At 62.5% G+C, this 23,127-nt stretch carries 17 protein-coding genes; 9 read left to right on the top strand and 8 right to left on the bottom strand.

The window, feature by feature from the left end; translation table 11 throughout:
- Positions 1 to 11: 11 nt before the first annotated feature.
- The 3 genes from gap (at position 12) to ACVC5H_RS18600 (ending at position 2,654) form a co-directional block, all read left to right on the top strand.
- Positions 12 to 1,025 (top strand): type I glyceraldehyde-3-phosphate dehydrogenase, encoded by a 1,014-nt coding sequence (gene gap, locus ACVC5H_RS18610; RefSeq protein WP_489619255.1) that lies wholly within the window; start codon positions 12 to 14, stop codon positions 1,023 to 1,025.
- A gap of 225 nt (positions 1,026 to 1,250) precedes the next feature.
- The gene (locus ACVC5H_RS18605) at positions 1,251 to 1,760 is read left to right on the top strand and encodes a hypothetical protein (protein WP_489619254.1); all 510 of its coding nucleotides are present in this window, start codon (positions 1,251 to 1,253) and stop codon (positions 1,758 to 1,760) included.
- Positions 1,761 to 1,925: 165 nt separating this feature from the next.
- Entirely contained in the window at positions 1,926 to 2,654 is a 729-nt protein-coding gene (locus ACVC5H_RS18600) for a class I SAM-dependent methyltransferase (RefSeq protein WP_489619253.1), read from the top strand.
- A 101-nt stretch (positions 2,655 to 2,755) separates the two neighbouring features.
- Here ACVC5H_RS18600 and glnE read toward each other — a convergent pair whose 3' ends face one another.
- Entirely contained in the window at positions 2,756 to 5,470 is a 2,715-nt protein-coding gene (gene glnE, locus ACVC5H_RS18595) for a bifunctional [glutamate--ammonia ligase]-adenylyl-L-tyrosine phosphorylase/[glutamate--ammonia-ligase] adenylyltransferase (protein ID WP_489619252.1), read from the bottom strand.
- 290 nt (positions 5,471 to 5,760) lie between these two features.
- Between glnE and ACVC5H_RS18590 the strand changes: the two genes are divergently transcribed.
- The 4 genes from ACVC5H_RS18590 to aroG all read left to right on the top strand — a co-directional run bounded on the left by ACVC5H_RS18590 (position 5,761) and on the right by aroG (position 14,068).
- On the top strand, positions 5,761 to 10,068 hold the full coding sequence (locus ACVC5H_RS18590) for a YhdP family protein (protein WP_489619251.1): 4,308 nt from the start codon (positions 5,761 to 5,763) through the stop codon (positions 10,066 to 10,068).
- Between the two features lie 79 nt (positions 10,069 to 10,147).
- Complete coding sequence (locus ACVC5H_RS18585; RefSeq protein WP_489619250.1) at positions 10,148 to 10,954, top strand: carbon-nitrogen hydrolase family protein; 807 nt, start codon at positions 10,148 to 10,150, stop codon at positions 10,952 to 10,954.
- Between the two features lie 25 nt (positions 10,955 to 10,979).
- Positions 10,980 to 12,440, top strand: coding sequence for a metalloprotease TldD (gene tldD, locus ACVC5H_RS18580; protein ID WP_338718641.1), 1,461 nt, complete (start codon positions 10,980 to 10,982; stop codon positions 12,438 to 12,440).
- 554 nt (positions 12,441 to 12,994) lie between these two features.
- Complete coding sequence (aroG, locus tag ACVC5H_RS18575) at positions 12,995 to 14,068, top strand: 3-deoxy-7-phosphoheptulonate synthase AroG (RefSeq protein WP_013233443.1); 1,074 nt, start codon at positions 12,995 to 12,997, stop codon at positions 14,066 to 14,068.
- A 184-nt stretch (positions 14,069 to 14,252) separates the two neighbouring features.
- Here aroG and ACVC5H_RS18570 read toward each other — a convergent pair whose 3' ends face one another.
- The 4 genes from ACVC5H_RS18570 to ACVC5H_RS18555 form a co-directional block, all read right to left on the bottom strand.
- Positions 14,253 to 14,588: a hypothetical protein gene (locus ACVC5H_RS18570; protein ID WP_489619249.1), complete on the bottom strand. Its 336-nt coding sequence runs from the start codon at positions 14,586 to 14,588 to the stop codon at positions 14,253 to 14,255.
- Entirely contained in the window at positions 14,585 to 15,232 is a 648-nt protein-coding gene (locus ACVC5H_RS18565) for a type VI secretion system amidase effector protein Tae4 (protein WP_489619248.1), read from the bottom strand. Before ACVC5H_RS18565 ends, ACVC5H_RS18570 begins: the two co-directional genes overlap by 4 nt.
- Positions 15,229 to 15,780, bottom strand: a complete 552-nt coding sequence (locus ACVC5H_RS18560) for a PAAR domain-containing protein (protein WP_489619247.1) — start codon at positions 15,778 to 15,780, stop codon at positions 15,229 to 15,231. The genes ACVC5H_RS18565 and ACVC5H_RS18560 overlap by 4 nt, the downstream gene beginning before the upstream one ends.
- Positions 15,781 to 16,162: 382 nt before the next feature.
- The gene (locus tag ACVC5H_RS18555) at positions 16,163 to 16,648 is read right to left on the bottom strand and encodes a YajQ family cyclic di-GMP-binding protein (protein WP_489619246.1); all 486 of its coding nucleotides are present in this window, start codon (positions 16,646 to 16,648) and stop codon (positions 16,163 to 16,165) included.
- A 135-nt stretch (positions 16,649 to 16,783) separates the two neighbouring features.
- Between ACVC5H_RS18555 and murB the strand changes: the two genes are divergently transcribed.
- Complete coding sequence (gene murB, locus ACVC5H_RS18550; protein ID WP_489619245.1) at positions 16,784 to 17,815, top strand: UDP-N-acetylmuramate dehydrogenase; 1,032 nt, start codon at positions 16,784 to 16,786, stop codon at positions 17,813 to 17,815.
- A gap of 78 nt (positions 17,816 to 17,893) precedes the next feature.
- Here the strand turns inward: murB and ppnP are convergent, their stop codons facing one another.
- The 3 genes from ppnP to argF form a co-directional block, all read right to left on the bottom strand.
- Entirely contained in the window at positions 17,894 to 18,208 is a 315-nt protein-coding gene (ppnP, locus tag ACVC5H_RS18545; protein WP_489619244.1) for a pyrimidine/purine nucleoside phosphorylase, read from the bottom strand.
- A 42-nt stretch (positions 18,209 to 18,250) separates the two neighbouring features.
- A complete protein-coding gene (gene argG / locus ACVC5H_RS18540) occupies positions 18,251 to 19,585 on the bottom strand; it encodes an argininosuccinate synthase (protein WP_489619243.1) in 1,335 nt (444 codons plus the stop codon).
- 70 nt (positions 19,586 to 19,655) lie between these two features.
- The gene (gene argF, locus ACVC5H_RS18535; protein WP_489619242.1) at positions 19,656 to 20,570 is read right to left on the bottom strand and encodes an ornithine carbamoyltransferase; all 915 of its coding nucleotides are present in this window, start codon (positions 20,568 to 20,570) and stop codon (positions 19,656 to 19,658) included.
- Between the two features lie 341 nt (positions 20,571 to 20,911).
- On the opposite strand from argF, the gene ACVC5H_RS18530 reads away from it, so the two are divergent.
- Positions 20,912 to 23,116 carry a TonB-dependent receptor gene (locus ACVC5H_RS18530; RefSeq protein WP_489619241.1) on the top strand — a complete coding sequence of 735 codons (2,205 nt, stop codon included), beginning with the start codon at positions 20,912 to 20,914 and terminating at the stop codon, positions 23,114 to 23,116.
- The last annotated feature ends 11 nt before the right edge of the window (positions 23,117 to 23,127 follow it).

The raw sequence follows: 23,127 nt of genomic DNA, 5'->3' as shown, positions 1-23,127 counted from the left end.
AGGAGAAGAGCATGGCAATTCGCGTAGCAATCAACGGTTATGGCCGCATCGGCCGCAATATCCTGCGCGCTCACTACGAAGGCGGCAAGAAGCACGACATCGAGATCGTCGCCATCAACGACCTGGGCGATCCGAAGACCAATGCCCACCTGACCCAATACGACACCGCCCACGGCAAGTTCCCGGGCACCGTGACCGTGGATGGCGATTCCATCGTCGTCAACGGCGACCGCATCAAGGTGCTGGCCCAGCGCAATCCGGCCGAGCTGCCGTGGGGCGAGCTGGGTGTGGACGTCGTGCTGGAATGCACCGGCTTCTTCACCACCAAGGAAAAGGCCAGCGCCCACATCAAGGGCGGTGCCAAGAAGGTCATCATCTCCGCTCCGGGCGGCAAGGACGTGGACGCCACCGTCGTGTTCGGCGTCAACCACGGCGTGCTGAAGGCTTCGGATACCGTGATCTCCAACGCATCGTGCACCACCAACTGCCTGGCCCCGCTGGTGCAGCCGCTGAACGACAAGATCGGTCTGGAAAACGGCCTGATGACCACCGTCCACGCCTACACCAACGACCAGGTGCTGACCGACGTCTATCACGAAGACCTGCGCCGCGCCCGTTCGGCCACCCAGTCCATGATCCCGACCAAGACCGGCGCTGCTGCCGCGGTCGGCCTGGTGCTGCCGGAACTGAACGGCAAGCTGGACGGCTACGCCATCCGCGTGCCGACGATCAACGTGTCCATCGTCGACCTGTCCTTCGTGGCCTCGCGCGACACCACCGTGGATGAAGTCAACGCCATCCTGAAGGCCGCTTCCGAATCCGGTCCGTTGAAGGGCATCCTGACCTACAACACCGATCCGCTGGTTTCGGTGGACTTCAATCACAACCCGGCATCGTCCAACTTCGACGCTACCCTGACCAAGGTCTCCGGCCGTCTGGTGAAGGTTTCGTCCTGGTACGACAACGAGTGGGGCTTCTCCAACCGCATGCTGGACACCACCGTCGCCCTGGCCAACGCCAAGTAAGACGCGTGAGCTTGGCGCACCGGCCGGAGTTCCCGGCCGGGAGCGTCAATTTCAGGGCTGTTTCGGCTTCTTTTCATCGTATGCAAGCCTGCTTGCCGCGGTGAAAATACACGGATCAGCCTGCAAAAGGATCAGAAGGCTGTTGCGAGCCCCGCTTGCAATGGCCTTTTGTCCATTGTGCATGGCCTGTCAACAACAAGAGCAACCGACCCAACGAGGGAACGCATGTCAGCAAGCTCATCCCAGGCTCGTCGCCTGTTGGCCAACCTGGCCCTGATTTCCGCCGTCAGCTTCTCGCTGTCCGCGTGCGACTACATCAGCAGCTTTTCCAAGCCCAAGCAGACCCCGGAAGAGGCCAAGGCCGAAGGCATCGCCCTGGGTGCCGGCTGCCGCCAGGCCGGCCAGAGCCTGGAAGACTGCTACCAGCGCAATCCTGATGCCCTGAAGGCCGGCATCTTCACCGGCTGGAAGGACATGCACGAATACATGGCCGCCAAGGGTATCCAGACCGTGGCACCGCCTGCGCCGACGCCCGACGCCGCCAAGGATGATGCCAAGGCCAAGGATGGCAAGGACAAGGACAGCAAGGACAGCGACCGCAGCAGCCGCACCCGCGACCGCGATTCCAACCGCGACAACGCCCGTTCGCGCGACCGCGAAAGCTCCTCGTCTTCGCGCGACAGCAGCAGCGACCGCCGCGCCAGCCGCGACGAGAAGACCCCGCCCAAATACTGAGCGCGGCAACTGGCGCAGGACGGTTGCAGTCCTGCTTGCCACCCGGTAACATCCTGATGCCCCGCTTGCGGGGCATTTTTCCATCGGCCGGCAGGGGGAACCGCCGGCGACCCGGATGTCAGCATCCACGCCGTGACATCCGGCCAGTACAACAAACATAACGACATGAAATCACATTCACAGCCCTTGCCTCCGGCCATGCCGGAGCACGTCCCCGAGACCGCTTTCGGCCTCTGGTTCTTGCGCACGCCGACCTGGACCCTGCACGTGCTGGAACGTGCCATGCTGGACCTGGAACGTCTGATTCCGGCACGCCGCAGCAGCTATCCCGTGGTGGCCGACGTCGGCTGCGGCTGGGGCCGTTCGCTCAAGAAGCTGCACCAGCGCTTTGCCCCGCAGCGCCTGATCGGCATGGACATCGACCCGGCCATGATCGCCGCCGCCCGCAGCGAAGCCGAAACCGAAGGCCTGCGCGCCGAATTCATCCAGTGCTCCAGTTCGCGCATGCGCTTGGAGGACAACAGTGTGGACCTGCTGTTCTGCCACCAGACCTTCCATCACCTGATCGACCAGGAAGAGGCAATCCGTGAGTTCTACCGGGTGCTCAAGCCGGGTGGCATCCTGCTGTTTGCCGAATCGACCAAGCGTTACATCCATTCGTGGATCATCCGCCTGCTGTTCCGCCACCCCATGGAAGTGCAGAAGACTGCGGGCGAATACCTGGCCCTGGTGCGCAGCGCCGGGTTCGAGGTGGCCCCGCAGTCGATTTCCTATCCCTACCTGTGGTGGAGCCGGGAAGACCTGGGCATCCTGGAGCGTGTCTTCGGCATCAAGCCCAAAGCCGAACGTGAAGAAACGCTGATCAACCTGGTGGCCGTGAAGCCGGAAAATTGAGATAACTTCATCTTCATAGCGATTAGTATGAAGAAATGGGAAAAAAACGGGAGGCACCATCAGGCGCCTCCGGTTTTTTTCTTCACCTCACCGGCAGGGCATCAGCCGAACACCTGCTGCCACAGCCGGATCACGCAAGCCCGTTCATGTTCCACCCGGATCGCATCGATATGGGCACGTTCCGAGCCCTGCAGGCGGATCTGGTGCTGCAGCTTGCGGAAGATGCGGTAGGCATTGGCCGCTTCGGCCGCCAGCAGGCCATCGATCAGGCCCAACTGGGCTGCCAGCTTGAGCAAGGCGATGTTGCCGATGTCACCGGTCAGTTGCGGATGGTCGCAGGCATGTCGCAGCACCAGGTATTGCACTATGAACTCGATGTCGATCATGCCGCCTTCGTCGTGCTTGAGGTCGAACATCTGGCTGCGGTTGGGGTGAGCATCGCGCATGCGGCGGCGCATGGACATGACTTCCTCTTCCAGTTTGGCCACGTCGCGCGGCTGGCGCAGCACACGCTCGCGTAGCGCCTCGAAGCGCTCGCCGATGGCGGTGTCGCCGGCGCAGAAGCGGGCGCGGGTGAGCGCCTGGTGTTCCCAGATCCAGGCGGCATTCAACTGGTATTTTTCGAAGGAGGAGACCGGCGAGACCAGCAGGCCGCTGGCGCCATCCGGGCGCAGGGCGACGTCGATGTCGAACAGGGTGCCGGCCGGGGTATGGCTGGTCATCCAGGTGATGAAGCGCTGGGCCAGCTTGGCGTAGAGGGCGGGGGCTTCCTGGTCGTCGTCATCGTAGAGGAAGACCACATCCAGGTCCGAGGCATAGCCCAGTTCCTTGCCGCCCAGCTTGCCGTAGGCGATCACGGCAAAGCGCGGCACCTCGCGGTGGCGCTGGGCGATGGTTTGCCAGACCGCCTCGATGGTGACCTGCACCAGCACGTCGGCCAGGGCGGAGAGTTCGTCGGCCAGGGTTTCCACCGACAGTTCGCCCTCCAGATCCTGCGCCAGCAGGCGGAACAGTTCGGCATGGTGCAGTTCGCGCAGGATGTCGAGCTGGCGCTCGGTATCGCCTTCGGCCGTGGCCAGCTGGCGGCGGCAGGTGTCGGCAAAGGCGTTCCAGTCGGAGGCGACCTTGAGGTTGCGGTCGTCCAGCAATTCATCCAGCAGCAGCGGATGGCGCGTGAGGTAGGTGGCGGCCCAGCCGCTGGCCCCGATCATGCGCACCAGGCGCTGCAGGGCATAGGGATATTCGGTGAGCAGGGCCAGATACGCCGCGCGCCGGGCGATTGCTTCGAGGAAGTCGAGCAGCCGGCCCAGCGCCGGCAACTGGTCGTAATGCAGCGCTGCCAGCAGCGGCAGGCCATTGTTGATGACCGTATTGAGGCGGTTGCGGCTGGCCTCGGGCAGGCTTTGCATGCGCGGTGACTGCCAGGTCAGGTGCAGGCGGCGTGCGCCATCCTCGATGTCTTCCTCAGGGAAACCCACCAGGCGCAAGGCATCGGCCAGGCCTTCGAGGTTGTCGTTGTCGCTGACCATCACCGTGGGACCATCGCCGTCGCCCTCGGATTGCTTGTCGGCAAAGATGGCATCGAACTGCGTGGCCACGATGGCGCGCTGGCGTTCCAGTTCATGCAGCAGGGCCGCGCTGTCGGCATAGCCCATCATGTTGGCCACCAGCAGCAGGTCGTCGGGATTGACGGGCAGGGTGTGGGTTTGCGCGTCCTCCAGGTATTGCAGGCGATGCTCCAGGTCGCGCAGGAAGGTATAGGCGTCCAGCAACTGGTCCACCACGTCGGGGGCCAGCAGGTCCTTGGCGGCCAGGGTGCGCAGGGTGGTGCGGGTGGAGCGGTCGCGCAGGTCGGGGTCGCGGCCGCCGCGAATGAGCTGGAATACCTGGCTGGTGAATTCGATCTCGCGGATGCCGCCGCGTCCCAGCTTGACGTTGTTGCTGCGGTCCGGATGCAGAGCTTCCTGGCGCTTGACCTCGGCGCGGATCTGGCCGTGCATGGAGCGCAGCGCATCGATGGAGCCGAAGTCCAGATAGCGGCGGAAGATGAAGGGCCGGCTGATCGCTTCCAGCGTGGCGATGTCCTCGGCCGTGCCGGTCAGGGCGCGCGCCTTGGTCCAGGCATAGCGCTCCCATTCGCGGCCCTGGCGCACCAGGTATTCCTCGACCATGTTGAAGCTGGCCACCAGCGGGCCGGAGTTGCCATTGGGGCGCAGCGCCATGTCGACGCGGAAGGTGAAGCCATCTTCGGTGATCTCGGCCAATGCGCCGATGAGCTTCTTGCCCAGGCGCACGAAGAATTCATGGTTGGACAGTGACTTCTGGCCGGCCTCGGCCTGGGTGTCGCCATCTTCCGGGTAGACGAAGATGAGGTCGATGTCGGAAGACACATTCAGTTCGCCCCCGCCCAGCTTGCCCATGCCCAGCACGATCATCTCTTGCGGGCGTGCGGATTCTTCTCCCAGCGGCGTGCCATACAGGGCGACCTGCTCCTGCATCAGGGCGGCCAGATGGGTTTGCACGGCGAAGTCGGCAAAGCCGGTCATGGTGGCCACCACCTCGGCCAGGTCGGCGCGGCCATCGAGGTCACGCGTGATGAGGCTGCAGATGATGAGGTTGCGCAGGCGCCGCATGGCCGCCGGCAGGGACAGGCCGGCCTCCAGGCTGCGCGCCAGGTAATGCTGCATGGCCGGGCGGTCCATGGGCTGCGCGGCAGCCTCGGCCACCAGGGCCGGACGGGCCGGATCGGCCTGGGTCCAGCGGGTGTAATAGCGGGAAGTGGAGGCGTCGACCAGGGAAGGATGATGAACAGGCATAAGAGACCGCAATGCTCCACGACAAGGTGTAAAAGGAAGAAAACCGCCGTTCCCCCTGCTTCAGACCGGCCCGGGCGCTGCCGACAAAGGAGGCAAGGCTGACTTGCAGCTGACGATGGGCCGGCGATCTGCGGGAAGAGAGGCGAATCAGGCGATTCTAGCCTCCCTTTTTAAACTTATCGCCGGTTTTGCCCCTCATAGCCCCTTTGCCAAGATGGCATGGGCTGGTTTTCCATGCGATCATGTTACCTGCCCGATTCCATTTTTCCGCCGAGCCGCCTTGCAACCTGATGTCCCAAGAACAACATAACGCCGCACCCAAGCCTGGCCGTTGGGCGCTGTGCTGGCGACTTGCACGGGGCAGCTATCGGCGCCTGAACCGGGCCACCCACCACGTACTGGGCTTTACCCTGAAGCTGCTGCTGGCAGCTTACTTCGTCTTTTGCGCGCTGTTCCTGGTGCTGCGCTATGCGGTGCTGCCCGAGATCGGCCACTACAAACCGCGTATCGAAGCGCTGGTTTCGCACCAGATCGGGCGCGCCGTCAGCATCGAGGCCATCGATGCTTCCTGGAGCGGCCTGCGTCCACAACTCTCGCTGACCAACCTCACCGTCCACGACCAGCAGGGCCAGCCGGCCCTGAGCCTGCCGCACGTCTCTGCCACCTTGTCCTGGAGCAGTGTGCTGGTGGCCGGCCTGCAGGTGCAAAACCTCAGCATCGAAGGCGCCGATCTGGCGATCCGGCGCGATGCGGCGGGCAAGTTCTTCGTGGCCGGTATTCCCGTTCCGTCCGGCGGCGATGGCAGCAGCCTCGATTGGCTGCTGTCCCAGCGCGAGATCGTGATCCGTCATAGCAAGCTGCGCTGGGATGACCAATCGCGCAGTGCCCCCGAGCTGGTGCTGGAAGACGTCAACCTGGTGCTGTACAACCGCTGGCTGCATCATCGCCTGTCGCTGCGCGCCATCCCGCCGCAGGACATGGCCGCGCCCCTGGACGTGCGGGCCGACTTCAGCCATCCGGCCTTCTCGCGCAGTTCCGATATCACCCGCTGGAAGGGTGTGCTCTATGCCGACCTGCGCAACACCGACCTGTCGGTCTGGCGCGCCTGGTTCGACACGCCCATCGCCATCAACAGCGGCCGCGGTTCGGTGCGCGCCTGGCTGACGCTGGACCATGCCAAGGTCGCCAACTTCACTGCGGACCTCAGCCTGACCGATTTCAATGCCCGCCTGTCGCGCCAGCTTGAGCCGCTTTCGCTCAAACGGGTCAATGGCCGCATCGCCGCCAGCGAGGCCCTGGGCACCAATCCCGAGGATGGCGTGCCCACCTTTGGCACCAATGGCCATCAGGTGACCCTGACCGATTTCTCCATTGAAACCCCGGACGGCTTCGTGCTGCCGCCGACCTCGGTGGCCGAGAGCTATGAACCGGCCACGCCATTGAAGGCCGAACGCACCAGCGTCAAGGCCACCTACCTGAACCTGCAAACCTTGTCGCAATTGGCAGCCCGCCTGCCGCTGGCACCTTCGCAGCGCAAGCTGCTGGACGACCTGGCCCCACGCGGGGAATTGCGCGATTTCACCGTGCAGTGGCAGGGCACCTATCCGGAACTGAGTTCCTATCGGGTCAGCGGGCAGTTCACGGGCCTGGGCCTGAAGGGCTTGCCGGCCCATGTCGAAGCGCGCAAGAACGGCGCCCAGTGGGCCGCCTTCCCCGGTTTCAGCAACCTTTCCGGCGAGATCGATGCGACCGAGAAGGGCGGTTCGGTCAAGGTCGACTCCCGCCAAATGGCGGTGGAGCTGCCTGCCCGCCTTTTCCGCGAGCCCAGCCTGCCTTTTGACAGCCTCAAGCTGCAGGCGCGCTGGCAGTACCTGAAGGACCAGACCCTGCAGGTGGATCTGGACCAGATGGAGTTCGCCCAGCCCGGCGTGGCCGGCAGCCTGAGCGGCCGTCATCTCATGCCGCTGCAGGGCAGCTCGGCCGGCAGCGTGGACGTGCGCGGCGAGCTTACCAGCTTCGATGTGAAGGCGATCCGCCGCTATCTGCCGCAGCACATGAGTGAACCGCTGCATCGTTGGCTCACCGAGGGCCTGCTGGCGGGCGATCTCAGGGACGTGCATTTCAAGCTCAAGGGGGCGCTGGCCGATTTCCCCTTCCATACGTCCAAGCCGGGCGAGCAGCCCAAGGGGCAATTCCAGTTCGCGGGCGACTTCGAGGGCCTCAAGCTGAACTACACGCCCGGCCATGTCGGTCGCGACGGCAAGGAACCCGAATGGCCGTTGCTGGAAGAGGGCCGCGGACACATCAGCGTGGACCGCACCCGGCTGGAGATCAAGGCCGACAGCGCTCGCACGCTGGGCGCGCGGCTGGGGCCGGTGACAGCGCGGGTGGCCGATGTCGATTCCCATGACGCAGTGTTGGAAATTGATGGCGCGGCCAGCGGCCCCATGCCGGTGTTCCTGCAATACGTGAACCAGAGCCCGGTGGCGCGCTGGACCGGCAACATCATGGAACACAGCATGGCCACCGGCGAAGCGCGCCTGGACCTGAAGTTCCAGATGCCCTTGCATCACGCCATCGATGTCCGCGCGCAGGGTGCCGTCCACTTCGCCAACAATGACGTGGACCTGCTGCCGGAACTGCCTCCGCTCTATCGCACCAGCGGCAAGGTCGAATTCAACGAGCGCGGATTCACGCTCGACGGTGTGCGCGGCCAGTTCCTGGGCGACACCCTGACCATCAGCGGCGGCACCCAGAAGGATGGCAGCAGCCAGGTGCGCCTTGAAGGCGCCATCAACATCGAGAATCTGCGCAAGCAATACCCGGACCCCGCGCTGCAGCGCCTGCTGGCGCGCTTCTCGGGCGGTACGCGCTACACCGCCAATGTGCTGGTGCGCCAGCGCCAGCCCGAGATCAGCGTCGAATCCAGCCTCACCGGCCTGGGCGTGGACCTGCCGGTGCCGCTGCGCAAGGGCGTGCAGGACAGCCTGCCGCTGCGCTTCGACGTGCTGCCGGTGGCTTCTTCGGACCCCTTGATCGAACGCGAAGAAATGCGCCTGGCGCTGGGCTCGAATGTATCTTCGCGCTACCTGCGCGAACGGGTGATAGCCAAGGGCAATGAGTGGCGGGTCATCAGCGGCGGCATCGGCTGGAACCAGCCGGCGCCGATCCCGGCCAGCGGTCTCAAGCTGGCCCTGGCCACCGATAGCCTGGATGCGGATGCCTGGCTGGCACTGAAGAAGGAGCTGGCCGGCAAGGACGCGGGCACCGATACGGGTGCAGCGGCCGCCGGCAACCGGCTGGGCGGCAGTGACGTGACTCCCTACCTGGAGCCGGACAGCGTATCGGCGCGCGTGGGCCAGCTAACCCTGATGGGCAAGACGCTCGACAAGCTGATCCTGGAAGCGAGCCATCGCCGCAATGCCTGGCAGATCAACCTGGAGTCGCAGCAAGCGTCCGGCACCGTGACCTGGGACGAACCCGGCAGCGGGCGGGGCGCAGGCAAGGTGACGGCGCGCCTGTCCTCGCTGGTCATCCCCAAGACCAGCCCGGGGGCGGACAATGCCCAGCCGGCCAGTCCCGACAAGAGTGACGACGACGTGCAGATGCCGGCTTTGGACATCCGTGCCGAGGACTTCGAACTGGGCGGCAAGAAGCTGGGTCGGCTGGAACTGGACGCCAACAACATCCTCACCTCGGTGGGCCGCGAATGGCGCATCAGCCGCCTGCTGCTGGCCAATCCCGATGCGCAGTTCCGGGCTGCCGGCAACTGGCTGGCCTTTGGCCGCAATCACACTTCCAACTTCACCTACGCCCTCGATATCGAGGATGCCGGCAAGCTGCTGGAGCGCTTCGGCTATCCCGGTACCATCCGGGGCGGACGCGGCAAGCTCGATGGCGATCTCAGCTGGAAGGCGCCGCCCTATGCCATGGATATGGCCAGCCTGGCCGGACAGGTGCACATGGACGTGCATTCGGGACAGTTCCTGAAGGTCGATCCGGGCGCGGCCAAGCTGCTGGGCGTGCTCAACCTGCAGGCGCTGCCGCGCCGGCTGACGCTGGACTTCCGCGACGTGTTCTCGGAAGGTTTTGCCTTCGACACCGTGGCGGGCACGGCCAGTATCGCCAAGGGCATCGCCAGTACCGACAACCTCAAGATGACGGGCGTCACCGCCTCGGTGCTCATGAGCGGTTCGGCTGACATCGCCCGCGAAACCCAGGACCTGCACGTGGTGGTAATCCCCGAGATCAACCTGGGCACCGCCTCGGTGGTGGCCATGGCGGTCAATCCGGTGGTGGGCGTGAGTACCTTGCTGGCACAGCTGTTCCTGCGCAATCCGGTGATGAAGTCGCTCAGTTTCGAGTACAAGGTGACAGGCCCCTGGAGCGATCCCATCGTGGTCAAGCAGGGCCAGGTCTCGCCAGTGGATGCCGAGCGCGCGAAGGAAGTGCTGCAGAAGGGCAAGGGCGACAATGGCGACAATGGGGATAAGGGCGACAACAAGCCGGCCGATGAGCTGGCCCCGCCCCCTGCGGTCGCTCCTGTACAGCGGCGCCGCACGCCCGAACCGGGACCGGCCGTCAATTCGGGCGCCTGAGCCAGCCCTGCGCGACTGGCCCGGATGGGCCATACTGGCGGCATTCTTTCCTTCTTCCCGACCCTTGCGAGAGGCAGACATGAGCGATTCCTTCAAGGTGGCGGCGATCCAGATGGTCTCCACCCCCGAGCTGCAAGAGAACTTCGATGCGGCCGCGCGCCTGGTGGCGCAGGCAGCCCGGCAGGGCGCGCAACTGGCACTGCTGCCCGAATACTGGCCCATCCTCGGCCGCCACGAGCGCGACAAGCTGGCCCATGCCGAAGCCGATGGCAGCGGCCCGATCCAGGAACACATGAGCGCCCTGGCGCGCGCGCACCGGCTGTGGCTGGTGGGTGGCACGTTGCCGCTACAGTCGGCGGTTTCCGGCAAGGTGCTCAATACTTCACTGGTCTATGGACCGGATGGCCAGCGGGTGGCGCGTTACGACAAGATCCATTTGTTCAACTTCGTGCGAGGTGAAGAAAATTACGACGAAGCCCGCACCATCGAATACGGCAGCGAGGTACGCAGCTTCGAGGCGCCGTTCGGGAGAGTGGGGCTGTCGGTGTGCTACGACCTGCGCTTTCCGGAGCTCTACCGCGCCATGGGTGAGTGCGCCCTGATCGTCATGCCCGCTGCCTTCACCTACACCACCGGCCGTGCCCACTGGGAACTGCTGCTGCGCGCCCGTGCCGTCGAAAACCAGTGCTATGTGCTGGCCTCGGCCCAGGGCGGGCAGCACGTCAATGGCCGCCGTACCTGGGGCCACAGCATGCTGGTCGATCCCTGGGGCGAGATCGTCTCGGTGCTGCCGGAGGGAGAAGGGCTTGTGATCGGCGACATTGATCCCCATCGTCTACAATACGTGCGAGAAAGTTTGCCGGCGCTACGCCATCGCAAGCTTTGACCTTTTTGCCTTCCGACAAGACGCTATGAAATTATTTGAACCCAACATGGGCGCCCTGCAAGTGGCGCGCGACGTGCTGCTGACTCCCTTCGGCCTGGACGAATCCAAGCTGCTCAAGGCCCTGGGCAGCATGTTCACGCACAAGGTGGATTACGCCGACCTCTATTTCCAGTTCACCAAGAGCGAAGGCTGGAGCCTGGAAGAGGGCATCGTCAAGACCGGCAGTTTTTCCATCGACCAAGGTGTGGGCGTGCGCGCCGTGTCGGGTGACAAGACCGCGTTTTCCTACTCGGACGAGATTTCCGAATCGGCGCTGCTGGACGCCGCCGCTGCCACCCGCACCATCGCCCGCCAGGGCAGCGGCAAGATCAAGGTGGCCGGTGCCATGACCCCGGCCGGTGGCCGCGCGCTGTACCTGCCGCATGATCCGCTGACGTCGCTGGATGCCACGGCCAAGGTGCAGTTGCTGGAACGCATCGAGCGCATCGCCCGCGCCAAGGACCCGCGCGTCAAGCAGGTCATGGCCAGCCTCTCCGGTGAATATGACGTGGTGCTGGTGGCGCGCGCCGATGGCGTGTTGGCGGCTGACATCCGTCCGCTGGTGCGCGTCTCGGTGACCGTGATCGCTGAACAGAATGGCCGTCGCGAGATGGGCAGCAGCGGTGGCGGTGGACGTTATGACTACGGCTATTTCTCCGAGACGCTGCTGGAAAAGTATGCTTCCGAGGCGGTCGCCACGGCCCTGGTGAACCTGGATTCGCGCCCGGCCCCGGCGGGCCCGATGACCGTGGTGCTCGGCCCCGGCTGGCCCGGCATCCTGCTGCACGAAGCCATCGGCCACGGCCTGGAAGGCGACTTCAACCGCAAGGGCTCCTCCACCTTCTCCGGCCGCATCGGCGAGCGCGTCGCCGCCAAGGGCGTGACCGTGGTCGATGACGGCACCATCGCCGACCGCCGCGGTTCGCTCAACATCGATGACGAGGGCAATCCGACCCAGTGCACCACGCTGATCGAAGACGGCATCCTCAAGGGCTACATCCAGGACACCATGAATGCGCGCCTGATGAAGATGGACGTCACCGGCAACGCCCGCCGCGAATCCTTCGCCCACCTGCCCATGCCGCGCATGACCAATACCTACATGCTGGGTGGCGACAAGGATCCGGGCGAGATCCTGGCGTCGGTCAAGAATGGCCTGTATGCCGTGAACTTCGGCGGCGGCCAGGTGGACATCACCAATGGCAAGTTCGTCTTCTCGGCCAGCGAAGCCTACATGATCGAGGATGGCAAGATCACCTATCCGGTCAAGGGCGCTACGCTGATCGGCAATGGTCCGGATGTGCTCAATCGCGTTTCCATGATCGGCAACGACATGCGCCTGGATTCGGGCGTGGGCGTGTGCGGCAAGGAAGGCCAGAGTGTCCCGGTGGGAGTGGGCCAGCCGACCTTGCGCCTGGATGGTGTGACCGTGGGTGGAACTGCCTGATCAATCATCGCAGCCATTTCCAAGTTCTGTAAAACCGCCGGTCTCAACACCGGCGGTTTTTTCATTTGGAGGCTGCCCAAGTGGCCTCAAGAAGCAGGAAAAAAGGACGTCGCCGGATCAAATACTCACTTTTTTTGCAGGAATGCCACAGGCGGAAAGGGGAGGGTGGCTGGGCAGGGCTTGCATGGTGGTCGATTTATTATTGTGTTCTCGGGATTAACTTTCTTGTTTTAAACAAGAAATATTCATTTTCTTGGTTATTTGTGAGTTAAATGTGCATTTAAGGTGCCTTATCCCATTTTCTCGTTGAAGCTTGCCAAAGCCTCTCATTTGTAGCACTATGAATGCCTGCTTCGTTTAACCCATGACGCCAGACATGTCTTTCGCCCGCGCTTACTTTTATTTTTACTTTAGCTATTCCAGCCCCACGGCGGTGAAAAGCGGTAAGCGTTCGTAAAAAGACAAAACCGAATTTCCTAAAAAACCGCCAGTGATGGCGGTTTTTTTTTGGTCAAGTTCCCAGCTGAATAATTGCAGCACTCCAGGAGAAAAAAATGCCGCGCACTGACGATCTTCGCATCCGAGAAATGAAAGAACTGGTCCCCCCCTCCCATCTCATCCGCGAATTCGCCTGCACTGAAAAGGTCGAGCGCACTACCGCTGAAGCCCGCACTGCGCTGCATCGCATCCTGCACGGCCAGGATGACCGCCTCATGGTGGTCATCGGCCCGTGTTCCATCCACGATACCAAGGCTGCCATGGAATATGCGCGCCGCCTGGTGGTGGAGCGCGAGCGCCACAAGAACGAGCTGGAAATCGTCATGCGCGTCTACTTCGAGAAGCCACGCACCACGGTCGGCTGGAAGGGCTTGATCAACGACCCCTACATGGACAACAGCTTCCGCATCAACGACGGCCTGCGCGCGGCCCGTGAGTTGCTGTTGAACATCAACGAACTGGGCCTGCCGGCTGGTACCGAATTCCTGGACGTGATCAGCCCCCAATACATCGCCGACCTGATCAGCTGGGGCGCCATCGGTGCCCGCACCACGGAATCGCAGGTGCACCGCGAGCTGGCCTCCGGCCTGTCCTGCCCGGTGGGCTTCAAGAACGGCACCGATGGCAACGTCAAGATCGCCGTGGACGCCATCAAGGCCGCTTCGCAGCCGCACCATTTCCTGTCGGTCACCAAGGGCGGCCACTCGGCCATCGTCTCCACGGCCGGCAACGAGGATTGCCACATCATCCTGCGCGGCGGCAAGCAGCCCAACTATGATGCCCCCAGCGTGGAAGCCGCCTGCCAGGACATCGCCAAGAGCGGCCTGGCCGCGCGCCTGATGATCGACGCGTCGCACGCCAACAGCTCCAAGAAGCCGGAAAACCAGATCCCGGTCTGCGCCGACATCGGCCGCCAGATTGCCGGTGGCGACACCCGCATCGTCGGCGTGATGGTGGAATCGCATCTGGTGGCTGGCCGCCAGGATCTGGTGCCGGGCAAGGAACTGACTTATGGCCAGTCCATTACCGATGGCTGCATCAACTGGGAAGAGAGCCTGCAGGTGTTGCAGGGCCTGGCGGATTCGGTCAAGCAGCGTCGCCTGGTGGGGGATGAGCGGGATGCGGCTTGATGGTTGTCGTTGGTGATGAAAAGCGCCGGAGTTTGGCGGTGTGAGGTCAGTGACAAAGCCTTGGTGTTAGCCGAGGTTTTGTTGTTTTTGGCTCCTGATAGTTTTTACAAGCAGAGCGCACTCCCCTGAAAATCCGCTCCAAGTTTTAGCGTTGCCTTATCACGTTGTTGCCGAATTGAATCAATCAGCGGCCGACGACGTAGCTTGCGATATAGAACAAGGCGGTCATCAACATTAGTGCCAGAAGCCTGGCAAACATCCGGGACGTCGAAATACAAGCACCCGCGCTTATCCATCCTGTCACCGCGAAAATAAGTGATGGTGCAAGCAAATAGGCAATCAACAGCGCCGATATCCACCACGGAACCGAGCATAGGTCTATTTCATGGCAACTACCAGAGACAGGTAGCGACAGGTTGAACTTGATATGTTCAGGCAAGTGGCTACCCGCGAATAACGCCGCCCACGTTGTCAGAAGTCCAGCGATGAAGAATGCAAACGACAGGCCAAGACGTTTCATTTGACTTCCCAGAACAGGATTACTCTTGCCTTGCTTAGATCCGAATAGCCATAGGAGGTGCCGGGGATATGAAAGCTTGAAATGCCAATTCCTCGGCCGAGCATAGCGAGGAGACTCTCAGTCCCTGCAACTGTCATCCGACTGCCATTCCACAGATCGATATGTCCTCCGCTTGCATTGGCGGCAGTTTGTCCATCATGTGTCCAATACGCGTGAAACATGATGATTCCTGTACGCCCTTTCACCTTCGACGCCCAATCTTTTCCTGTGACGTCTTCGGGCTGCTTGGGCAAACCACAGAACGGTTGCAATTTGAGCCATTCGCCCAGCTCATAGGCCCGCACCGCAGCCGGCTTGCCATCCATCATGACACGCCCTAACGCTTTGGCCCCAGGCATCGGTTTGACGCTCTTCTGCGAGAAGGAGCGCATCTGAATGCCGACCTTGTGAAACGTGGCACTGATGCGCAAGGCGCATTGGTTGCTGTAGTCCCCTTTGTCATCAGGCCCTGGCTTGAAGGGGGAGCCGCTTACGTAGTTGTCCCACAGGTCCGAAAATTTCACGACAGGTACATCGATCCTGCACACCGAGTCCTTGACGGTGTTCGTTCGTACCTTCGCTTGTTGCACCAGGGTCTTGCTCATGGTTGTGCCTCTTCGATCTTGATGAGAGCGTCATCCCCCCAATAGACGACGTATTCGTCTTCGCCATAGGTATCAATGCGCGGTAGCCGACCATCGTGTCCTGTCCGGCCAGAGAATGTACGTCCATCCATCGTCTGAACGTACCAAGGTAGGCCTTCGATCGGCGGCGCCACAAGCTTGGGTTGTTCATCGTAGGGTGCGTCGTGAGGCTCAGGTTCTTGGATCGGCGCCCAGTCGCCGTCGGCGTTGAGATAGTGCTTTTCTGCGATGGTTTCACCGCTTTCATTGCCCACCCCATCAATATCATTGAGGGTAGATACCAAAGGACATCCAGCACTGCTCTTCATTCCATGAATCACCTGAGCCCGCCCATTGGTAAGCGTGGAACGTGGAAATCCATCGGCAATGACGCAGTTCTTGCGGCAGGCTACGCGAGCGCCCTGAAAGGCATAAGCACGTCCATGGCTGATGCAAGTCTGGTCGCCTTCGATCACCATGCCGCCGCAGGCGGCTTTATCGCCGTAGCGAATCCAACCGATGATCTTCATGCCTGATCCCCCGTCGGAGCCCGGTAGCCAGCTCCGAGCAGGCCAGGAATGCCAGCATCGTCGGCGTATTCCCGGATCTGTGCCGATCTTTGGAGACTCCAGGTCTTCGTGTCACTGTTGTCTGCCCAGCGCAGCCCATCAGATTCCGTATGTTCCATTTTTTGCTCCTTCCATCAGGCGATAGCGGTTGCCCAAACGTCCCATCTGCGCTCACCGAAGAGGCGCTGAAGTTTTTGGGTGGAAGGAGTCTAAATTTGGCAACCGGCAAACCTGCTTGTCCTCAGGCAATCAGCCGCCGTTTCTCGAATAACTTCGGGTGGCCCAAAAAACAAAACGCCGGCAAAAGCCGGCGTTGCAGGTACCGCAAAGGCAAGCGCCCAGATCAGTCGCGGAAGTTGTTGAACTCCAGCGGAATCTCCTTGATCTCCTTGCGCAGCAGCGCAATGGCTGCCTGCAGGTCATCACGCTTGGCGCCGGTGATGCGCACGGCGTCACCCTGGATGCTGGCTTGTACCTTCATCTTGCTGTCCTTGATGACGCGTACGATCTTCTTGGCATCGTCACTTTCGATGCCGTTCTTCACCTTGATCACCTGCTTGACCTTGTCGCCGCCGATCTTCTCGATCTTGCCTTCGTCGAGGAAACGGACGTCAACGTTCCGCTTGGTCATCTTGTTGGTCAGTACGTCGCGCACCTGGCTGAGCTGGAAGTCGGAGTCCGCATAGGCGGTCAGTTCGCGCTCCTTTTGCTCGACGCGGGCGTCGGTACCCTTGAAGTCGAAGCGGGTGGAGATTTCCTTGTTGGCCTGGTCCACGGCGTTCTTGACTTCCACCAGATTGGCTTCGCAGACGGTATCGAATGAGGGCATGGCTTGTTCCTTATGTTCTTGCAGCCGGCGAAGGCCGGCGTCTGACCCGTGATTTTAACGGACTGGCGCCCCCGCCGCCATCGCCGCTGCACTGACAGCGGATCGGCCGCGCGCGGGCGCTATAATCCCAGCCCTATGAGCACTTCTTCACTTCCCGTCCAGTACGACGTTTCCCTGCGCGCCCTCAATACCTTCGGGATCGAGGCGCTGGCCCATGCTTACTTGCCCGTCGAGGGCATCGGGTCCCTCCACGCGCTGCGCCAGGACGCCGCCCTGATGGCCCTGCCGCGCCTGGTGCTGGGCGGCGGCAGCAACCTGCTGCTGACGCAAGACTTCAGCGGACTGGTGCTGCATATGCAGGGCAGGGGGAGAGAGATCACCGGCGAGGACGATCACTTCATCTACGTGCGCGCCGCCGCTGGCGAGAACTGGCACGCTTTCGTCCAGTGGACGCTGCAACAGGGCCTGGGCGGACTGGAGAATCTTTCACTCATCCCCGGCAGCGTCGGTGCCGCGCCGATCCAGAACATCGGCGCCTACGGCATCGAAATCAAGGACCGCTTCCACAGCCTGCGCGCCTTCGACCTGATCAGCGGCGAACTGCTGACGCTGAACCGGGATGCCTGCCGCTTCGGCTACCGCGACAGCGTCTTCAAGCAGGAATTGCGCGACCGCGCCGTGGTGCTGGACGTCAGCTTCGCCCTGCCCAAGCACTGGCAAGCCAATGCCAACTACGCCGACGTGGCCCAGGCCCTGCAGGAACGCGGCATTAGCGAGCCGACTCCCACTGAAATCGCCGAGGCCGTCATCGCCATCCGCACCCGCAAGCTGCCCGATCCCGCCAAGATCGGCAACGCCGGCAGCTTCTTCAAGAACCCCATCGTGCCGGCCCGCCTGCGCGACACGCTCCTGGCGCAATACGCCAACCTGGTCAGCTATCGCGTCGATGACGGCCACTACAAGCTCGCCGCCGGCTGGCTGATCGACCGCTGCGGGTGGAAGGGCAAGAGCATCGGGCGTGCAGGGGTATATGAACAACAGGCACTGGTGCTGGTCAACCGGGGCGGTGCGACCGGGGCGGAGGTGGCCAGGCTGGCCAGGGCGATCCAGGAGGATGTGAAGGAAAAGTTCGGCGTGCAGCTGGAGCCGGAACCGGTCTTCATCTAGGAAGTCTCCCGGATGAAGATGCAAAAAAGCCGTCCAGTATCGCTACCGGACGGCTTTTTCCTTGAGGCGCAGGTCAGATCAGCCGAAGTGGCAGACGTAATCCAGCGTCTCGGTGACTTCGATATCGAAGCTGGAATTGCCCGGCACGCTGAAGGTGGTGCCTGCAGCATAGGTGTTCCAGGCTTCTTCGCCCTTCAAGCGCACGCGGCAGCTGCCGCCGTTGATTTCCATGATTTCCGGCGCGCCGGTATTGAAGGTCAGGCTGGCGGGCAGGATCACGCCCAGGGTCTTCCTGGTGCCATCGGCCAACAGCACGGTGTGCGAGACACACTTGCCGTCGAAGTAGACGTTGCCCTTCTTGAGGACGGTAACGTTGTCGAATTGGGTGCTCATCGAATCGCTTCCATTAAACAGTGAATGTGAATCCAGCGGAGATTACTTCTCGTCCTTGCCCAGGAGCGGCAGCGACACCGCAGTGCTGGTGTCCAGCAGGCCGGTGTTCTGGTAAATGGACAGCTTCTGGCGGGTGTCGGCGATGTCCAGATTGCGCATGGTCAGCTGGCCGATACGGTCGATGGCCGAGAAGCTGCCTTCGCCCTTTTCCATGGTCAGGCGTTCCGGGTGGTAGGTCAGGTTGGGCGACTCGGTGTTGAGGATCGAGTAGTCGTTGCCGCGACGCAGTTCCACGGTCACTTCGCCGGTGATGGCGCGCGCCACCCAGCGCTGGGCGGTTTCGCGCAGCATGATGGCTTGCGAATCGAACCAGCGGCCCTGATACAGCAGGCGGCCCAGCTTGCGGCCGTTGTCGCGGTACTGTTCGATGGTGTCTTCGTTGTGGATACCGGTGACCAGGCGCTCGTAGGCGATGAACAGCAGGGCCAGGCCCGGGGCTTCGTAGATGCCGCGGCTCTTGGCTTCGATGATGCGGTTTTCGATCTGGTCACTCATGCCCAGGCCGTGGCGGCCACCGATGCGGTTGGCTTCCAGGATCAGCTCGGTCATGCTGGCGAAGGTCTTGCCGTTGAGTGCCACCGGACGGCCTTCTTCGAAGCGCACGGTAACCGTCTCGGCCTTCACTTCCACGTCATCGCGCCAGAACGCCACGCCCATGATGGGCTGCACGATCTTGATGCCGCTGTTGAGGTATTCCAGGTCCTTGGCTTCGTGGGTCGCGCCCAGCATGTTGGAGTCGGTCGAGTAGGCCTTTTCCACCGACATCTTGTAGTCGAAGCCGGACTTGATCATGAACTCGGACATTTCCTTGCGGCCGCCCAGTTCGTCGATGAAGGTGCTGTCCAGCCAGGGCTTGTAGATCTTCAGGTTGGGGTTCACCAGCAGGCCGTAGCGATAGAAGCGCTCGATGTCGTTGCCCTTGTAGGTGCTGCCGTCGCCCCAGATGTCGACGTTGTCTTCACGCATGGCCGACACCAGCATGGTGCCGGTCACGGCGCGGCCCAGCGGGGTGGTGTTGAAGTAGGTGATGCCGGCGGTGGAGATGTGGAAAGCGCCGCTTTGCAGGGCAGCGATGCCTTCGTTGGCCAGCTGTTCGCGGCAGTCGATCAGGCGCGCCAGTTCGGCACCATATTGCATGGCCTTCTTGGGGATGGCGTCATAGTCCGGTTCATCCGGCTGGCCCAGGTTGGCGGTGTAGGCGTAGGGGATGGCGCCCTTCTGGCGCATCCAGGTCAGCGCGGCGCTGGTATCGAGGCCGCCGGAGAAGGCGATGCCGACTTTTTGGTTGACCGGGACGGATTGCAGGATGTTGGACATGATCTTGACGTTGCGGTGAAGTGAAGTGTTGAGCGTGATTCTTTCGGTACGACGATGGGGCAGGGCGGTCTTAATCGAAGCGGCCGTGCACCAGGTATTCGAGCAGGGCCTTCTGCACGTGCAGGCGGTTTTCCGCTTCTTCCCAGACCACCGATTGCGGGCCGTCGATCACCTCGGCGGCCACTTCCTCGCCGCGGTGGGCGGGCAGGCAGTGCATGAAGAGCGCATCCTTCTTGGCGCGCGCCATCTTGGCCTGGTCCACGATCCAGCCGTCGAAGGCTTTCAGGCGGGCATTGTTCTCGGCCTCGTAGCCCATGCTGGTCCACACGTCGGTGGTGACCAGATCGGCATCCTGGCAGGCATCGGCCGGATCGGCGAAGAAGGTGTAGTTCTTGTTGCCCGGCGAGACCTGCGCCGGATCGATGTCGTAGCCCTTGGGGGTGGAGACGTTGACGTGGAAGCCAAACACCTCGGCCGCCTGCAGCCACGAATAGAGCATGTTGTTGGCGTCACCGACCCAGGCCACGATCTTGCCCCCGATGCTGCCGCGATGCTCGATGTAGGTGAACACATCAGCCAGCACCTGGCAGGGATGCTGCTCGTTGGTCAGACCGTTGATGACCGGCACGCGCGAATGCTTGGCAAAGCGCTCGATGATCTCCTGGCCGTAGGTGCGGATCATGATGACATCGCACATGCGCGACATCACCTGGGCTGCATCCTCCACCGGTTCGCCGCGGCCGAGCTGGCTGTCGCGGGTGTTGAGGTAGATCGCCGCACCGCCCATCTGGTGCATGCCGGCCTCGAAGGAGAGGCGGGTACGGGTCGAGTTCTTTTCGAACACCATCACCAGGGTACGATCGGCCAGCGTGTGATGGGGCTCGTAATTCTTGAACTTACGTTTGATCACACGGGAACGTTCGATCACGTACTCGTATTCATCAAGCGTAAAGTCGGAAAACTGAAGGTAGTGTTTGATTGCCATAAATAAAAACGGCGGCCAGTGTGGCGCCTGCCGCCGATAGTCGTTAACTCCTTAGATTATAAGGGATTCGGCTTAAAAAGATACCCGCAGTACTTGCTCTGGGGAAACCCCTTCGGTACGGCTGCCTTTTGCCCAAATATGAAGACCGGCGCAAGCGGCCGGGTGTTCATTTCGAATTCATTCGAATCACGTGAAGAAATATTTCGAAACTCGGCTCGACCTTTATCGAGAAATGCTGACTAACTTGGGCAGGTCAGCCAATGTCACGATATAAATGAGAATTATTGTTATTTGCGCGACTAGAATCGGCGCCTTTCTGTTGCCTGAAAGGAATGGTCGTCATGTCGTATTCGTCCTCATTTTTGCGCCAGTCGTACGGTTGGCGTTCTCAAACCTTCACTTCCTCTCCCAGGCTGCGCACACTGCCGGCGGCCCTGGTCGCCGCCATGTTCTCGCTGCCGGTGCCCGCCTCAGCAGCCGATGCTGCAGGCGAGCGTGAGGAGAGCGAAGCCACACGCCTGCCGGCCATCGAAGTGCGCAGCCAGCGCAGCACGCACGATCCCCGTCCCGGCCCGCTGGGCAGCGCTACCCGTACCGCTACCGATGTGCGCGAGGTGCCGCAGACGGTACAGGCGGTCGATGCCGAACAGGTCAGGGCATATGGCGGACGTGGCCTGGCGGCGGCGCTCTCGGGCGTGCCGGGCATTTCCAATGTCTCCGATACGCGCTTCGATGCGTTCCGGATTCGTGGCTTCTCCAATGCCGGCGACACGCTGCTGGATGGCATGCGCGACGATGCGCAATACGTGCGCAGCCTGGGCAATATCGATCGCATCGAAATCCTCAAGGGACCGGCCGCCGTGCTGTATGGACGCGGCAGTGGCGGCGGCGTCATCAACCGCATCAGCAAGCAGCCCACGCGCGAAGCCTTCGGCCAGGCATCGGCCACCTGGGGCAGCCGGGGCCAGCAGGGCGCGGCGGTGGACTGGAACCGGCCGCTGGGCGAGCAATGGGCCCTGCGTATCAATGCCGGACGTGAACATGAGCCGCACTTCCGCGAGGAAGTCCGGGGTACGCGCCAATATTTCGCGCCTGCGCTGAAGTGGGAATCGGGCCGCGACAGCTGGTTGCTGCAAGCCGATTACGATGAATACGAACGCGTCCCCGATCGCGGCGTGCCGGCGCGGGTGACGGCCCTCACGCGCAACGGCACGGCCAGCGGCTATGCCTTGCCGGTGGCTTCGGATCGCACCTTCTTCGGCGCGGCGGGACGCGACTTCATCCGTGACGCCAGCCTCAGTTTGCGCTCCACACTCACGCGCGCCATTGCGCCCGACTGGAGCCTGCGCCAGATGGTCAGCGCGTTCGACCTCAACAGCGACTTCGACAATACCTTCGTCAGCCAGCCCTTCGTGAGCGCCGGGCGCGATCTGCGCAGCGTGCAGCGTAGCCGCTTCCAGCAGAACCTGCAGCAGCGCAACGTGCAGGCCAACCTGGAAGTGCTGGGCAGGCTCGCCACGGGCGCAATACGGCACCAGTTGTTGATCGGCGCCGAATACGGCTGGCAAAAGCGCGAGCCGCGCCTGTGGATGGGGTCGGCGCGGCCGGTCTCCTTGACTGAACCTGACCAGCACGACAATGCCGGCTCCCGGCCCGAGCCCTGGCAGATGAACCATCACAAGGTCAAGACCACCGGTCTCTATGCGCAAGACCAGATCGACCTGGGCGCGCACGTGAAAGGGCTGGTGGGATTGCGTTGGGATCACTTCGAGGTGGATTCGCGCAACCGCCTGCAGAAGCTGCACAGCGAGCGCTCTACCAATGCCCTGAGCCCGCGCATCGGTGCGGTGTGGGAAGCACTGCCGGATCATCACCTCTATGCGTCATGGAGCAAGAACTACGCGCCGGTCGGCGGCGACGTGATCGGTATCACGCCTGGGGCAAAGGGCAACCTCAACGACCTGGGCCCGCAGTTCAGCCGCCAGCTGGAAGCCGGCCTCAAGAGCGACTGGTTCCAGCGCAGGATCAGCACCACGCTGGCCTGGTTCGAACTGGAACTCTACAACCGCCTCGTGCGCGATCCGGTGCAGCCGGACGTATTCACCCAGACCGGGCTGGAACGCAACCGCGGCATCGAGTTCAGCGTGGCAGGCGAGCTGGCGCGTGACTGGTTCGTGCGCGGTGGATGGACCCAGCAGAACTCCCGGGTGGTTCAGGCAGAGCCGCAATTTTCAGGCAAGCGCCCCTCGGGTGTTTCGGCGCGCAACGGCAGCCTGTTCATCTCCTATGCGCCCCCGCAAGGCTGGTTCGGCGAGGCCGGTGTGGTCTATGAAGGCGCGCGCTTCGCTGATCGCGAGAACCTGCTCGAACTGCCCGGCTACGCCCGCTGGGACGCCTTGCTGGGCTATCGTCTGGCGCGTGCCGAATATACGCTGGCGGCGACCAACCTGGCCAACCGCCGCTACTATGCCAGCGCCACCGGCGTGTCGCAGATCGTGCCGGGCGCGCCGCGTGCGGTGGTGTTGACAGCGGCCTACAAGTTCTGAGCGAGAGCGGG

The organism is Herbaspirillum sp. Her3 (assembly GCF_057961275.1).
This window is presented reverse-complemented; position numbering and strand designations above follow the sequence as displayed.